General features: G+C 48.0%; 16 protein-coding genes. 15 read left to right on the top strand and 1 reads right to left on the bottom strand.

The genetic code is table 11. The features are described 5' to 3' along the window. Genes SH580_RS06595 through SH580_RS06610 form a run of 4 tightly spaced genes read left to right on the top strand, consistent with a single transcriptional unit; the run spans position 1 to position 3811 of the window. A complete protein-coding gene (locus SH580_RS06595) occupies positions 1 to 672 on the top strand; it encodes an acyltransferase (protein ID WP_319834220.1) in 672 nt (223 codons plus the stop codon). Further along, positions 673 to 1473 (top strand): glycosyltransferase, encoded by an 801-nt coding sequence (locus SH580_RS06600; protein ID WP_319834221.1) that lies wholly within the window; start codon positions 673 to 675, stop codon positions 1471 to 1473. 59 nt (positions 1474 to 1532) lie between these two features. After that, positions 1533 to 2660: a glycosyltransferase family 4 protein gene (locus SH580_RS06605; RefSeq protein WP_319834222.1), complete on the top strand. Its 1128-nt coding sequence runs from the start codon at positions 1533 to 1535 to the stop codon at positions 2658 to 2660. After that, positions 2660 to 3811 carry a glycosyltransferase gene (locus SH580_RS06610; protein ID WP_319834223.1) on the top strand — a complete coding sequence of 384 codons (1152 nt, stop codon included), beginning with the start codon at positions 2660 to 2662 and terminating at the stop codon, positions 3809 to 3811. Before SH580_RS06605 ends, SH580_RS06610 begins: the two co-directional genes overlap by 1 nt. 28 nt (positions 3812 to 3839) lie before the next feature. Here SH580_RS06610 and SH580_RS06615 read toward each other — a convergent pair whose 3' ends face one another. Continuing rightward, positions 3840 to 5267 carry an O-antigen ligase family protein gene (locus SH580_RS06615; RefSeq protein WP_319834224.1) on the bottom strand — a complete coding sequence of 476 codons (1428 nt, stop codon included), beginning with the start codon at positions 5265 to 5267 and terminating at the stop codon, positions 3840 to 3842. Between the two features lie 94 nt (positions 5268 to 5361). On the opposite strand from SH580_RS06615, the gene SH580_RS06620 reads away from it, so the two are divergent. The 11 genes from SH580_RS06620 to coaD all read left to right on the top strand — a co-directional run bounded on the left by SH580_RS06620 (position 5362) and on the right by coaD (position 14663). Further along, positions 5362 to 5871 carry a hypothetical protein gene (locus SH580_RS06620; RefSeq protein ID WP_319834225.1) on the top strand — a complete coding sequence of 170 codons (510 nt, stop codon included), beginning with the start codon at positions 5362 to 5364 and terminating at the stop codon, positions 5869 to 5871. Positions 5872 to 5946: 75 nt separating this feature from the next. Continuing rightward, on the top strand, positions 5947 to 6402 hold the full coding sequence (locus tag SH580_RS06625) for a hypothetical protein (protein WP_319834226.1): 456 nt from the start codon (positions 5947 to 5949) through the stop codon (positions 6400 to 6402). Between the two features lie 126 nt (positions 6403 to 6528). After that, positions 6529 to 7176: a hypothetical protein gene (locus SH580_RS06630; protein WP_319834227.1), complete on the top strand. Its 648-nt coding sequence runs from the start codon at positions 6529 to 6531 to the stop codon at positions 7174 to 7176. Beyond that, positions 7124 to 7999: a sugar transferase gene (locus tag SH580_RS06635; RefSeq protein ID WP_319834228.1), complete on the top strand. Its 876-nt coding sequence runs from the start codon at positions 7124 to 7126 to the stop codon at positions 7997 to 7999. The genes SH580_RS06630 and SH580_RS06635 overlap by 53 nt, the downstream gene beginning before the upstream one ends. A 219-nt stretch (positions 8000 to 8218) precedes the next feature. Further along, complete coding sequence (locus SH580_RS06640; RefSeq protein WP_319834229.1) at positions 8219 to 8653, top strand: hypothetical protein; 435 nt, start codon at positions 8219 to 8221, stop codon at positions 8651 to 8653. Between the two features lie 236 nt (positions 8654 to 8889). Continuing rightward, positions 8890 to 10782 carry a molecular chaperone HtpG gene (gene htpG, locus SH580_RS06645; RefSeq protein ID WP_319834230.1) on the top strand — a complete coding sequence of 631 codons (1893 nt, stop codon included), beginning with the start codon at positions 8890 to 8892 and terminating at the stop codon, positions 10780 to 10782. Positions 10783 to 10939: 157 nt separating this feature from the next. After that, on the top strand, positions 10940 to 11404 hold the full coding sequence (locus SH580_RS06650; protein ID WP_319834231.1) for an SRPBCC family protein: 465 nt from the start codon (positions 10940 to 10942) through the stop codon (positions 11402 to 11404). Between the two features lie 286 nt (positions 11405 to 11690). Further along, a complete protein-coding gene (locus SH580_RS06655) occupies positions 11691 to 12110 on the top strand; it encodes a hypothetical protein (protein WP_319834232.1) in 420 nt (139 codons plus the stop codon). 56 nt (positions 12111 to 12166) lie between these two features. Next, the gene (locus tag SH580_RS06660) at positions 12167 to 13312 is read left to right on the top strand and encodes a TMEM43 family protein (RefSeq protein ID WP_319834233.1); all 1146 of its coding nucleotides are present in this window, start codon (positions 12167 to 12169) and stop codon (positions 13310 to 13312) included. Between the two features lie 211 nt (positions 13313 to 13523). Continuing rightward, complete coding sequence (locus tag SH580_RS06665) at positions 13524 to 14126, top strand: type II secretion system protein (RefSeq protein ID WP_319834234.1); 603 nt, start codon at positions 13524 to 13526, stop codon at positions 14124 to 14126. Positions 14127 to 14177: 51 nt separating this feature from the next. Next, the gene (gene coaD, locus SH580_RS06670) at positions 14178 to 14663 is read left to right on the top strand and encodes a pantetheine-phosphate adenylyltransferase (protein ID WP_319834235.1); all 486 of its coding nucleotides are present in this window, start codon (positions 14178 to 14180) and stop codon (positions 14661 to 14663) included. Positions 14664 to 14666: the final 3 nt, after the last annotated feature.

The raw sequence follows: 14666 nt of genomic DNA on the forward strand, positions 1-14666 counted from the left end.
GTGAGTAAATACACAGAAGTCATTTGGTATCTGCGTGGTTGGTATAAAACCCTACGCTTTAACTTTAACTATCTGCCCATTCAACAAGCAATCAAGCTCCCCATCTTGGTATCTCCCAAAACGCGATTCAAAGACCTCGGTGGCACAATTCTCTTACCCGATAAAATACACTGCGGAATGATACGAATTGGCGGCGGTAATTATTCGGTGTCAGATCGTGAGCACGTCTATACGATATGGGAAAACTGCGGTCGCATTGAGTTTAAAGGAACGGCTCGTTTAAGCCATGGTTCGCGCATATGCTGCCATGGAAAAATAATCTTTGGAAATAACATTTTGCTAAGTCCCGAATGTGACCTGATTTGTTACGACTGTATCGAGATACAAGACGGAGCCCGAATTTCGTGGCACTCTCAAATATGTGACAACGACTTCCACCCAATTGACAACCTGGATGGACAGCAAGTGAACGAACTAACAAAACCCATCTCTATAGGTAAACACGTCTGGCTCGGAAATCATGTCAAAGTCAGCAAGGGCGTGCGTATTGACGACTATAACATCGTAGCTTTTTCCAGTGTCGTCACACGGTCGATAAAAGGAAACAATCAGATATTTGGAGGGTTCCCTGCAAAATTAATCCGTGAAGGCGTGCGAAGAACACGAGACTAAATGAGCTTACTAATCATCACACCGACCCTGAATCGTTCCAAATTTTTGGACGAAACTATTCGTTCCGTAAAGGCATGCGCGCCCGGAGCTGAGCATATATTAAGTGCACCCGCCGCTGAAGTGGCCTCTCTGCAACAGCAGTATCCTTCCATCAAGGTCGTTGCAGACCGTGGACGCGCAGGAGGTATGTATGGTGCCATCAATGCAGGCATTACAGCTGCCGAAAGTGAATGGGAGTGGTTTACTTATATCAACGACGACGACCTACTCTATCCAGGTTTTTCAAAAATGGTCAAAGTCCATACCACAAAACATGCAGCTGCGGATTTTGCGCATGGTGTGGCGAATCATATTGATGAGACTGGCAAGCTACTTTACCCGATCCCGTCTTGCCCACGAACGTCCCTACTACCCTATCTAATCGCAGCTGGTGTTAGCCCCATATCCCAACAGGGCATGTTAATTAAACGGGCAGTATTTGAACGGATCGGAACATATGACCAGAGCTTCAAGTATGCCGCGGATATGGAATTCTACTGCCGGCTATATGCCAAGGGTGGAACTTTCTCATTCTACCCCATCGAAGTGGCAGGTTTCAGGATTTGCAATGAACAACTGTCTCAGGATATCGCACCTTTTGAGAAAGAAAAAGTAACCATTAGAACAAAGTATTTCTCACAGCCCTCATTCATAAATCGCGCAATGGCTAAATTAACTTTCCGCATATACAATCTACCGAAATATTTGATACGCCTGTCCCGAATCGGTTTTAAAACAAGTAAATCTGCCTTCAGTAGCTAATCTGGCTCATTGCTCGCTTCAATGAACCGCTCCATGCCACATCATACTGAATTAACAACATGACCAAACCGAAGAGCAATTTACATATCAATGCTCGCTTTTTAGGAAGCCCTCATCAGACCGGCACACACCGTTCTTCAACGCGTTTTTTACAGTCAATTTTAAAACATTCATCTGATCGCCAAACTATAATACACGGAGAAAAAGCAGCGATACAGGCTCTTACAAACACGGCCGATTGCAGAATCATCGACAGTGGCAAAGCTGGCAAATTCGGCAAACACTTCTACGAACAGTTTCGTTTCCCGACTCAAATAGGTAGTTCATTTACACTGCACATGATGAACACCGGACCTTTCATCCTGCCGAATAAGCGTCAGATTTTAATCATTCACGATTTAAATCCTTTTAAATGCAAAGATTCATTTTCCCGACAATTCCGCTACTGGAATTGGTTTGCGTGTAAGCTGGCAATTAAACGCTCATTTCACATCATCAGTTTTAGTCGTTTTGTTTCCGACGAAATACGCAGCGAGTTCAACCTTGATGCATCTCAAGTCTCAACAATCTATCAAGGCCCGGGGCTCGACATTCCACTGGACTCCTCCGAACCTTTGGGATCTCAAAAGAAAAACTATTTTTTGTGTGTAGGGAGCCTACAACCGCACAAAAACCTCCCCCGAATCTTAGAAGCATGGACCCAGTCTAGACTGGGTTCACAGGGATTCAGCCTCAAAATAATCGGAAAAAAGCAAGCCGGCTTTCAAGACTTGCTACTTGATTTTAATCCAGATGAAGACTCAAGCGTAGAATTTTCAGGCTATGTAACCGACAAAGAACTAATGCAGCTCTATCAAGAGGCGCAGGGATTGATCTACCCCAGCATCGAAGAAGGCTTCGGACTGCCTATCGTAGAAGCATTTAAACTCGGCTGCCCGGTGATTACGTCGAACCGAAGTTGCCTCCCCGAAATCGCAGGTGATGCGGCACTTTTAGTCGATCCGTATCAGGTATCCTCAATCACCGCTGCGATAGTGAATCTGGCGAACAACTCTTCGAGACAACAGCAACTGATACGTGCTGGGAGTGATCGTGCCTCGATATTCAATTGGGATAAAGCTGGCCGCGATTTCTGGCAATTATTGGAAAAACTTAACGAAATGAATCCAGTAGAATCCAGCCAATAATGACTCACATTCTGATTGTTTCTGAACCAGGCATCGACGGCGTCTTTCGTCATGTCGAAGGGCTAATCCATTATCTATTAGAATCGGGCGTGAAAGTAGATTTCGCTTATTCATCGACACGCGCGGGTCCTACTCTCATAGAATTAGTTCATAATGTTAAGGCCGCAGGCGGTGAAAGTATTGATCTGGCAACGAGCAATGCCCCCTCAATCAAAGATTTGCGTGCGCTAATACGCTTAAGAGCATTTGTTCAAAGGCGGCAACCGAATGTCATCCATGGCCATTCATCCAAAGCAGGTGCCCTCGTTCGCCTGCTCCCGATACAAAAACATATTCGCCGGTATTACACTCCACATGCTTACTATGGAATGGGGGGCAACAAAGGCCTAAAAGCATCCGTATTTAACGTAATTGAGCAATTACTGGGAAACTGTGGCCGCACCATTCACCTATCCCCCGAAGAATCTGATTTCGCCAAGTCAACACTTAGGCTCACTAAGGCTGAGAGCATAATCATTCCCAATGGAGTCGACTTCTCACTCTTTCGTCCTTGCACGTCCACGAGTGAACGCCTGCAAATACGTCAAGAACTTGGAATCGTGCCAGATGACATTGTAATTGGATCGATTGGACGTCTTAGCTATCAAAAAGATCCGGGCACGCTTTATCGCGCTTTTGCTCATTTCCGACGAAATACAAAAAATACCGACAATGTGAAATTACTACATGTTGGCAATGGTGAGGTCAAAGACACCGTGGAACTGACAGAGCTGGCGGAGCAGCTAGAGATCACGGAACATATAATACGTCCCCCCTATCGGACAGACCCTGAAGTTTTCTATCGGGCGATGGACGCGTTTTGTCTCAGTAGCCGCTACGAAGGCCTTCCTTACACAGGTTTAGAAGCGTTAGCTAGCAATTTGCCATTAATTCTAGCAGACTCTCCAGGCTTAAAATCTTTCGGCAACATTCAGTATGGCTTCAATCAAGTTTATTACGGAAAAACAGAGTGCCCCCAAAGTATCGCAAATGCGATGCAGCAATGGTTTAAAGCTAAACATATAACCACAGAGCATCGCGCACTAGCAGAACAGCACTTTTCGATTCAAGTCGCCTGTCGTCAAATTTTGGAATTATATCAAACAGAGTGAGTCACGATTCGAGACACAGAATATGCGATCAGCTATGATCTAAAACCAACCTACCGTGATCGTTATTATATGCATAGTTTACAGCCACAGTTCCTACAAGTAACACTCCCATCGCAATAGCAGGTGCCGACAACGTAAAATCAAAACAAGCACTCACAGCCACCAAAATTACAGCCAATAGTGGCCAACGACTATAACGGTTATTGAGTATATCACGTTTGCGAAGTCCGATTAATAGCACGAAAAAAGGAGCGAATAGTAAGCAACAGCCGATCAACCCCATCTCACTCAGTGATTGCAAATAATCAGAGTGGGTAAATTCATAAGCCACCGGATAAGTGAAACCTTCGGGATAAAACTCAGCTCCAGCATAGACAGGATGAATATGAATAAAGCTGCCGATCCCCCAACCCCAGAATGGTTTATCTCGTATCATCAGCCAAGTATCACGATAAAGCGCAAGACGCTTAACATGATGCAAGTCGCGTGCTTTAATTGCCTGCAGCTGTCCTTCACTGCGCTGCAAAGAGCGCTGAATTTGTGGGGCTGACAACTGATAAATTGCGAAACAACTGAGCATTGGCAGCACAATAGCAAGTAGCAAACCCAGAGCTCTACGTTTAGCAATTAATCGATGAAATAAAGATATCAAAAAATAAAACAGCAAGAGCAACGCTAACAAAGCCGCGCCTCTGGCTTCAGCCAATGCGATACTAACAAATATTAAACTTAAAAAAAGAGCATACGCGATACTCGTCTCAGGGATGTGGGCACTGCGACACTCCTTAAAGTAATGATAACTAAATCGCCCCATACCAATCCCAATACAAATAAGAGCAAAATAAGCGTAATGATTCTTATAGAAAAAAGTGGCAAAGGCACAAGGCTCACGAAATTCAAAAATCCATAGAAACGCTTGAGTACCGCTAAGCTTCATCAAGCTACCGATCACCGCCAACATACAGCCAAAAAATAGAATCATATTTAAGCTACGCCGTATACCGCGTCGGCTCAAAGGAGCGACCAGCAAGTACATTGTCATAAAAAATAATCCAATAAGAAACTGAAGAAACAAACGACTGCGCTCAGGGTTAGGCGTCGTCGGAAAAAACATCTGATAATCCAAAGGTAACAAAGGGCTGAACAGGTTATTATAAATCGTGGTATAATTTGGATTAAATAAACTATAACTAAAAAACGCAGAGAACGCCATCCACGGAAGCCACACGCCCAATAGCCAAAACACGGGACCATGCCCCAGCAGACAACATCGCGTCGCCACCAGACGAGCACACAAAGGCACCGAATTCATCCAAAGTGCAAGGGCCCCCCACTCATAAACCCAATCATAGCGCCCACCATTAGCCATCACGAGAACAAGTAGGATCACAACATTATAGAGTAGCATAAAAATAGTTGGTACAATGAATGCGTGCGGCACTAAAATTGCTAACAATAGAAATATTTACAATAACGCAAACCACATTTCTTACAAGCAATGCAAGAATCCTACCACTGATACAAAAACCTTCACATACGAGCAAAACACTATGAAAACGAGATTCGCACTCTGCCTAATAGGCATACTCGGATACCTCTCACTGGTATCTGCACAGAATACTGCGGCTGAGGTTTCCGAAATCACGACGATCACACTTACAGAAGAACTCACGACTGCTAAAACTCAAACTGAGGTCGAAGCTGCAATCGCAAAAGCAATTGAAGCCAACATCCCTCTAGAGGAAATCACAGCGATTGCTAAAGCTGTTGCAGTCAAAAACCCGTTGCTCGCTCGGCTCACTATTCCTAAATTAATTGCCACTATCCGAGGTCAGAACGATCAAGGAGGCACAAACGAGCCAAATCAGCTCCAGGAAATTGAACCCACAGGTAATGATACATTACAGACTGAATTGAGTGAAACGAACAAGAAAAAGATCCCAAAGGCACCACTCAATCAGAACGTTGGTATCATCGGCGGGTCCACAACAAGCAAAGAACCTAGCAACATCCCTGCTGGTGGGACCAATGCGATCGAAACAGGTTCAACCTACAACTGATCGACTCTAGGTAAGCCTTGAAAGTAAATTTGCACAGAAGAACGAATATAAACTAGAGTTGATATAGGGCAAAACATGACAGATTTGCTAGTTCGCATATTAAGACTTCGTGTCGCGCTACTGGGCTTAGTGGGCTTCGCTTTAATAGCCTATTTATCCTGGCGCCCATCCCCGGACCTGACCGACATTACCTGGCTACCCAACTGGTTATCAACTTGGAGCAACCTACCAGGCAATTGGGATCGGCGCACTTTCGTCCCCCATTTTCTACTAAGCAGCTATATCGCGGCAGAGATGACATGGAGCTTCCGACATTCCAAAAGTTTACCATTCTTACTATGGATTCTCGGCGTGTATGCATTAGGGGCACTACTCATCATGACTGAATGCGCTCAAGTATGGATCCCCGGGCGCTTTGCTTCTTGGAGCGACATGCGATGGGGAGGCTTAGGCATTCTACTAGGAGGCTGGCCTATTTTTGTTAAGAGTATAATTTGTAGCATTCGCGAAGCACTAACGACAGAGAGATAAACTTTATCTGATCAAAATACACCAACGGTTTTATTTTGGCACAAAACATGTTTCCACAAAAGGAACAATTTCTAAAAATAGAAACTCACTACCAATCAAAACGAGCGTTAATTCACTACCGTAATCATGAAAGCTTCTACTCATGCACAGCCATGGCTGCTACCACATGCGGAACGCCATACAGCGACCCGCTCCACCTTGATGCTAATCTTCCTAGGGGATTTAATCGTCATTACAATCGCGGCAGTCACAGCCCATTACTTCAAATTTTCCTCCTCAGGCGCGCAGGCAGCATCTGAATGGCTTACCAGCTTCCAAGCTTATAAAATTCACATTCTATTAAGTGTCATTACAATGGCAACGGTCCTCTACTTCAAGGAGAGCTATGCATTACAGCAGTTAGCTAGATATCGGTATGGAGCCCTGCACATGTTTTCCTGCGCGTTGCTATGGTCACTCATCTTTCTCTCTGGCTCACTTTTTTTAAATATCAATCCACCGATTTCACGCTTATGGGTGGGTATGACAGGCTTACTGAGTGGATGCGGTCTAGCAATATGGAGGTACTCTTTATGCCGCTATCTAATAGGTCGAAACATGCTACAAACGAGTCGACGTACAACGCTAATCGTAGGCTGGAATAATACCGTAGAGAATATCTATCAACGCTCCGAAGCCTCGAACCATCGAGGCACATTTTGTCCCTTTCGCATACGTTCACTTGTCATTCTCGAAGACGAGGGCACTGGCACGAACACCAAGGTACCCTGCTAGGATATATAGAGGCAGTAAAATTAAAGACATTGAGCGTCTGCTACAAAGCGGTCGCCATGACACTCTAATCTTAGCCGAGTCAAATCTACCAGCAAAAACAATGCTGCGCATCCAAGAAATCTGTGGACGTGAGATGATAGACTTCATGGTGATACCGGACTTCGTTCACACGCTCAACGCATGCCTGCGAATTGAATCTTTCGCAGGGCTCCCCATGTTAACCCAAGGCCAACGGGAGATCAGCCGTACTTTTAATGCTTTAATCAAACGTAGTTTCGACATCATTGGAGCAGTCATGGGATTGCTAGCCTTCACACCTGTCATTGCCTACTTTTGCTGGCGAGTCTATCGAGAATCACCAGGAGCCGTCTTCTACCGTCAAGTACGCCTGGGCGAAAATGGACGCCCCTTTGAAATTATAAAGATTCGAAGCATGCGCTTGGACGCCGAAAAACAAACAGGTGCAAAATGGTGCACCCAAGACGACCCTCGTCGTCTCAGTGTGGGCACATTTATGCGAAAGTATAATATCGATGAATTGCCTCAATTTTGGAATGTATTAAAGGGGGACATGAGCTTGGTCGGCCCGAGACCCGAACGCCCCGAACTGATTGAAAACTTCAAACACGAAATCAGCTTCTACAACATACGTCACATAGTCAAACCTGGCATCACCGGGTGGGCACAGATAAATGGCTGGCGTGGCGATACATCACTTCAATCGCGCATTGCCTGCGATCTGGAATACATCGAACGCTGGAACTTCTGGTTTGATATTTACATCTGTCTGCGGACACTACGATCCAATAAGAATGCTTACTAAATTCGCGCATTAATAAATATATTGAGCTAAACTCCGTTCTTTCCATAGGGCGGAGTTTTTTTCTTCACGGAAGCGACGATCACTAACATCAAGTCCGAAATTGTAACTTGATAATTTTCAATAGCATGCAATCCTGCATTTAGAATAGATGCAGGATTACAGCATTTAACTGATAAAGCCCCCACCTTCCCCAGACACTAAGTAAAAGTCGAAAGCTCAATGAAAAGCCACCTAGGCAACATTATCTACGAACTGGTCGAAAACAACCAAGGCAGCATTCAAGACTTGGCGACAAAAGTTCCCAACACGAATTCTTCAACGTTTTCGAAAATCCGAGCAGGCAGCTACGTCCGAATCAGCGACGAACGACTCGAAGCGATTGCTGAGGCCCTCGCCAAGGATTCTCCCGGAATCAAAACCGAAATCATATGCGAATATCTCAAAGATATGTGTCCACGTAACTTCCGACACTTGATCGCCATCAAACCCAAGAAAGCACTCTCACCACAGCATAGGCATGAAAGCAGTGGCATCAACGAGACTTTAGATATCTTAGGACAAGCTGCAGCTAAAGACACTGCCTTTAAAACACATCTAGATTCACTGCGCACACTCGCAGAAAGTGTCATCGAAAGTAAAAGACGAAACACTTAGCGTGCGCCAAAACCGCGCACAAACGCCACAAGCAGCTGTCCATAAATAAGATACGAAACAACGGGACAAGCACACAGCTGCTTATTGTTTCATCTAAATCGCATTCACAAATCAAAAAATCACAACTCTTGATTTTTTGAAAAACTGCACTACGCTTCCGCGCTTCTCTGGGATAAGGCATGCCCTGCGCCCAAATTCCTTTTTTCAACGAAACTAAATTACACCATAAAACAACTATGAGCACACAAGCACCTGAACGCCACGAATTCCAAGCCGAGGTCAAGCAAGTCCTCGATATCGTCGTCCACTCGCTCTACACGGACAAAGAAATCTTCGTCCGTGAGCTCGTCTCCAATGCGTCTGACGCCACAGAGAAGCTACGCCATACGCAAGTTGCCGAGAAGGATGCCGATATCTTCGACGCGGATCTCGACCTGGAAATTCAAGTCACCTCCGACGAAGAAGCCGGCGAAATCACCATCCGCGACTTCGGCATCGGCATGACCCACGATGAGTTGATCGAGAACCTCGGCACCATCGCTCACTCTGGCTCCAAAGCCTTCCTTAACGCGCTCAAAGAGAGTGGCGAGCGCAACGACAATCTGATCGGTCAGTTCGGTGTCGGCTTCTACTCGGTCTTTATGGTCGCCGATTCCGTCAAGGTATACACACGCTCCTGGAAAAAAGAGGGCGAGTGCTACTGCTGGTCCAGCGATGGCTCCGGTGCCTACGAGATCGAACAAGTCGAAGGTGAACGCCGTGGCACACGTATCGTGATTTCACTCAAGGATGAATATAAGGACTTCGCCAAGAAGAACCGCATCGAGGAAATCATCAAAAAGTATTCCGCATTCGTACAATTCCCCGTCAAAGTCGACGGCGAAAAGCTCAACACCATCGGCGCAATCTGGCTCAAGAATAAGAGCGACGTGAGCGACGACGAATACAAAGAGTTCTATAAATTCCAGGCTAAGGCTTTTGACGAGCCGCGCTTCTGGCTGCACTTCAATGCCGATGCACCGCTGGAAATCAACGCCCTACTCTACGCCCCCACCGAAAACATGGAAGGTTTCGGCTTCGGCCGTATGGAGCCCGGAGTCGGTCTCTACTGCCGCAAGGTGCTGATCGACAGCGAGCCCAAGAACTTACTGCCCGATTGGTTACGCTTCGTGCGCGGCGTGGTCGACAGCGCCGACTTGCCACTCAACATCTCGCGTGAGTCCATGCAGGACAGCAGCCTGATTCAAAAGCTGAACAAGGTCATCACCAAGCGCTTCCTCAAGACACTGGAAGAAAAAGCCAAAAAAGAGCCCGAAGTTTACAATGATTTCTGGAGCAGCTTCGGCCTCTTCCTCAAGGAAGGTGTCACCACTGACTTCACTCACCGCGACCAGTTGCTCAAGCTGCTGCGCTACGAGTCCTCCTACACCGAAGCAGGCACCACCACCAGCCTAGCCGACTACCTCTCACGCGCACCGGAAGGCCAAAAGGAGATCTACTACCTCTTCGGCCCCAGCCGCGAAGCGATTGAGAGCGGGCCTTATATCGAAGCCTTCAAAGCACGTAACATTGAGGTGCTCTATCTGTATGAGCCGATCGACGAGTTCGTCATGAACCACGCACGCGCTTTCGAAGAAAAGAACTTCGTCTCCGCCGACAACGACGACATCGATCTGGATGCAATTGCCCCCGAAACCGATACAGATAAGGGCGAAGCCCTTGAAGCCAGCGCTTCCGAAGCACTTTGCAGCTTCATCAAGGAAAAGCTCGGCGACGAAGTGAGCGAAGTCTCTGCCAGCGACCGTCTAGTCGGCAGCCCGGCCATGATCGTCAACGCGGACAAGATGATGACCGCCCAGATGCGCAAGATGATGAAGGCCATGCAACAAAAAGCAGGTGGCCCCGAAATGCCCGGTATGGGCGGCGAGCCTCCCGTCAAGTTGCAAGTCAACCCACGCCACCCACTGGTCAAGAACCTGGCGGCGCTCCATGAGAGCAATGGCGAACTTGCGGGCCTCATCAGCCAACAGCTACTCGATAACGCCCGCATTGCCGCCGGCCTGCTGGAAGACCCCAGTAAGATGGTGCAGCGCAATTACCAAATCCTGGAGCAACTCAGCTCAAAGTAGCCTCTATCCTCAGTTGAATACAAAAGCCGCCCTCCCAACCGGGAGCGCGGCTTTTTCATTTTGTACATGCGACCATTCCGAATGGCAATGCCGACTCGCGCCCGGTAACGGCTGCACGGATCTAGTAAGGATTCATCTTCGACAACGATAGGATTGTATGTCCAAAATCCACCATCTCTGTCGCGAACAAATAATTGGCACCGACCTACAAACAGCCTGGGACTTCATCAGTTCGCCCCAAAACCTAGACCGGATCACGCCAGATGATATGGACTTTGAAATAGTCAGCAAACTGCCTGAACAGATGTATGACGGTCTGCTCATCGAATATCGCGTCGGCATCCCCATCCTAGGGAAGCAGACTTGGCTGACAGAACTAAAACATATTCGCGAACAGCACTCATTTGTAGATGAACAACGCATTGGCCCTTACAAACTCTGGTATCACTACCATGAAATCACGAAAGTAAAAGGCGGCGTGCGTTTCAGCGATCAAGTGAGTTATGTGATGCCCCTAGGGCCACTGGGCGCAATCGCACGAGCAATCTATGTAAAAAACGAACTACGACGGATCTTCGACTACCGCCAACAGGCAATGGCCCGACATCTAATATCTGATTAACTTTAATCACTACTGGAGCGAAGATAAAGGCCGGCATCTGCCATGGCGAGTTTCGATATGGCAGATGCTGAAAGTGCAGCTTCCAGCTCTTCGCAGCACGGAATTCAATATTGGATGTTCGACGTCACCAAGACCGCGCTAGCGCGACAGCTCCGGACAAACAATCGACCAAACGTATTATTCACTTGCCTCAAAACACCATTAGCGTCACGTCATTAAGCGGTATCTCACTCCGTAAAAATTCAAACTTCACTCATACATGGGACTCTTCGATAAAGTAAAATCTATGGCGAACGCCATCACTGGCAACGCAGCTAAAGTATCCATTACCGCAGCTCCTATCACAATTGGCGTCCCCTTCGAGCTCAATATTCAAGCGCTGGCCAGCGACAGCACCGTCGCTTACGCTCGCGTCTACGTAAAGGTGCGTGGCCTGGAAAAGATCGACCTACACGATCGCGACCGGGACGGCACCGAGCGCATACGTCGTAAAGAAACTACCTTTGAAACCGAAATCGTCGTCGAAGGCGCAGGCGAATTGGCCGCACACGAAAACAAGACGTGGACCTGCGAAGTCAGCATTCCCGGCACTGCGCCCGCGATCTACCGTGGACGCTACGCAGAACATTTCTACGAAGCGCAAGCTGCACTCGATTGCACCGGCAACGACCCCGACTCGGGTTGGGTACGCCTGCAACACGCCTAAGCGATCCTCTCTGGCTTTCTTTTTTTTGACTCACTCACTTTTGACCGTCTCGCTTTATGGCAGCTGACAGCTTCTCCGAAATCTCAAGCAATTCGTGGTTCTCACGGATCGCGTCCTCTTTCAAAGGCATTCTAACAGGCATCCTGTTGATCATAGTATCCATCGTACTATTGAGTTGGAATGAAGGACGGGCCGTTAAACGCTACAAAACGCTCAAAGAAGGTGCCGGGGCAGTCGTCAGCATCGACTCCGCGCAAGTCGATCCGAGCCGCGAGGGTCAGTTGGTTCACACCAGCGGCACGGCTGTGACAACAGACACCCCCTCTGACAGCGAATTTGGCATCTCCACCCATGCTCTGAAACTGACACGTCAGGTCGAGATGTATCAGTGGAAAGAAAGTAAAAGTAAAGACACGCAAAAGAAACTCGGAGGCAGCACGGAAACCGTCACCACCTACAAATACACCAAAGAGTGGAACACGCGTCCGGTGCGTTCCGATAACTTCCAAGAACTCGAGGGGCACCGCAACCCTGCAGAAATGCGATTCACCAATTCCAGCTTCAAGGCGAGCCCAGTCACAGTGGGAGGCTTCACCCTCACCCCCTCCCAAGTCGACATGATTGGTGGTGCCCAAGCGCTCCCTTTCCCTAGTGATTACAAAGTGCCCTCGCACATTGGCGAGAGCCACTTAAGCCCCACCGAGCTCTATATCGGCAAAGACCCCGCGAACCCTGCCATCGGCGATCTCAAGGTGAGCTTCGCCATGGTGCCGGAACAAAGCATCAGCCTAGTCGCCGCACAAGTGCAGGATAGCTTCCAGCCCTATCGCACTAAAGTCGGCGGCACCATCAACCTGCTACAAAGCGGCACCTACTCGGCAGATGCCATGATCCAAGTCGCTCAAGACAACAACAAGATCATGACCTGGGCGCTCCGAGCGGGCGGTCTACTGCTTATGTTCATTGGCTTCAATTTATTGATGGGCCCCCTCAGTGTGCTGGCCGATGTGGTCCCATTCATTGGCAACATTGTCGGAATCGGCACCGCCATCGTCGCGATGATGCTAACAGCCATCGCTGGACTCATCACCATCGCAGTCGCTTGGATCGTATTCCGCCCGGTGCTCGCCATAAGTTTATTACTCATCTCTGGCGGCGTGATCTACATGATCTTCAAGCAAGCAAAGAGCGCCAAGGCTTAGCAGCAAATCGCCACTGAATTCTGTAGCCGAGTGTGCTTTAGCCTCGCTTCAAGCTGGCCGACCACTGCAACTCTGAACATGACGCATACGGGGTCTAAAGAACCTCGCCACCACTTCGAACCCCGACAGTCAACTGTCAAACTGGTTAATCGTTTGCACGCATGCAGCAAAAGCATTGAATGAGACAACCATGACAGTTTACCCCCGATCTATGGCGCCGCGCAGGGCGTTTACCCTCATCGAACTGCTCGTCACGCTAGCGATTATCGGCATCTTAGCCGCCATACTCATTCCTACAGTCGGCAAAGTGCGCGAACGCGCCAAAATCCTCGAAGCCACGGCAGATGCGCGCTCTATCATGACTGCCTTTAAACTCTATTACGCGACCTACGGACAATGGCCCACAACAAATGGTAAGATATTTGGCAGTAACACCCCGGGACAAGAAGACTGGGGCAAAGATGCCGAGTTTTCCGACGGCGAACAGGTGTGGGACTTCATCACAAGTATGTTTAAGGGCGGCTTAGGTTACGATGCCGACGGACGTGCACGAAATCCACAGCAGGTTGCCTTTGCTCCATTCCCAGAAGATAAAATCATCGATGGACACATCGTCGACCCATGGGGCAATCCATTTAAATTTAAATTGGACGTGAATAATGATGGTCGCATCCCTCGATTTTTAGAAACCCACTTAGATGATCCCAAGAAAGACCAAGTCTGGATCGGCGACACAGTGATCGTCTGGTCGCGTGGCCCCGACGGGATGGATTGGCGCAAAGAAGAAGCCGAGGACGACCCGAAGACTTGGTAAGCTGGAATTGTGTTGGACTTCGCGGCGTATTTGCTCTGAATCGCCCGCAATATGAAAATCGGCATTTATCCAGGGTCCTTTGATCCAATTACAAATGGTCACCTTGACGTGATTAACCGAGCGCGGCACATTTTTGACAAAGTGATTGTGGCCGTGGCCAATAATGCAGCCAAAAAGCCGCTCTTCACCAGTGAAGAGCGCGTCAAATTAATCGAGGACAACCTGCTCGACCGCCCCAATATATCAGTCATTTCTTTCGATGGCTTGATTGTGGACCTGGCCAAACAGACCAAAGCCGTGGCTCTCATCCGCGGCCTACGCGCCGTGTCGGACTTCGAGCACGAATTTCAAATGGCGCAAATGAATCGTCATTTGGACGATTCAATCGAAACCATCTTCCTGATGCCCAATGAGCAATTTTTCTTTACCAGCTCCAATCTAGTCAAACAGGTCTTTAAATTTACCGATCGAGAACGTCGCCTGATTCCAGCCAATGTGCACGCGGCACTGTCGAAGAAGTTTGGCCACGAAGCTTAAAAG

The sequence above is a fragment of the Coraliomargarita algicola genome (assembly GCF_033878955.1).
GTDB classification, from domain to species: domain Bacteria; phylum Verrucomicrobiota; class Verrucomicrobiia; order Opitutales; family Coraliomargaritaceae; genus Thalassobacterium; species Thalassobacterium algicola.

Excerpts from the sequence above, each read along its gene's own strand:
- SH580_RS06600 (WP_319834221.1), top strand. The coding sequence starts at position 673 with ATGAGCTTACTAATCATCACACCGACCCTGAATCGTTCCAAATTTTTG.
- SH580_RS06605 (WP_319834222.1), top strand. The coding sequence starts at position 1,533 with ATGACCAAACCGAAGAGCAATTTACATATCAATGCTCGCTTTTTAGGA.
- SH580_RS06610 (WP_319834223.1), top strand. The coding sequence starts at position 2,660 with ATGACTCACATTCTGATTGTTTCTGAACCAGGCATCGACGGCGTCTTT.
- SH580_RS06620 (WP_319834225.1), top strand. The coding sequence starts at position 5,362 with ATGAAAACGAGATTCGCACTCTGCCTAATAGGCATACTCGGATACCTC.
- SH580_RS06625 (WP_319834226.1), top strand. The coding sequence starts at position 5,947 with ATGACAGATTTGCTAGTTCGCATATTAAGACTTCGTGTCGCGCTACTG.
- SH580_RS06630 (WP_319834227.1), top strand. The coding sequence starts at position 6,529 with ATGAAAGCTTCTACTCATGCACAGCCATGGCTGCTACCACATGCGGAA.
- SH580_RS06640 (WP_319834229.1), top strand. The coding sequence starts at position 8,219 with ATGAAAAGCCACCTAGGCAACATTATCTACGAACTGGTCGAAAACAAC.
- htpG (WP_319834230.1), top strand. The coding sequence starts at position 8,890 with ATGAGCACACAAGCACCTGAACGCCACGAATTCCAAGCCGAGGTCAAG.
- SH580_RS06650 (WP_319834231.1), top strand. The coding sequence starts at position 10,940 with ATGTCCAAAATCCACCATCTCTGTCGCGAACAAATAATTGGCACCGAC.
- SH580_RS06655 (WP_319834232.1), top strand. The coding sequence starts at position 11,691 with ATGGCGAACGCCATCACTGGCAACGCAGCTAAAGTATCCATTACCGCA.
- SH580_RS06660 (WP_319834233.1), top strand. The coding sequence starts at position 12,167 with ATGGCAGCTGACAGCTTCTCCGAAATCTCAAGCAATTCGTGGTTCTCA.
- SH580_RS06665 (WP_319834234.1), top strand. The coding sequence starts at position 13,524 with ATGGCGCCGCGCAGGGCGTTTACCCTCATCGAACTGCTCGTCACGCTA.
- coaD (WP_319834235.1), top strand. The coding sequence starts at position 14,178 with ATGAAAATCGGCATTTATCCAGGGTCCTTTGATCCAATTACAAATGGT.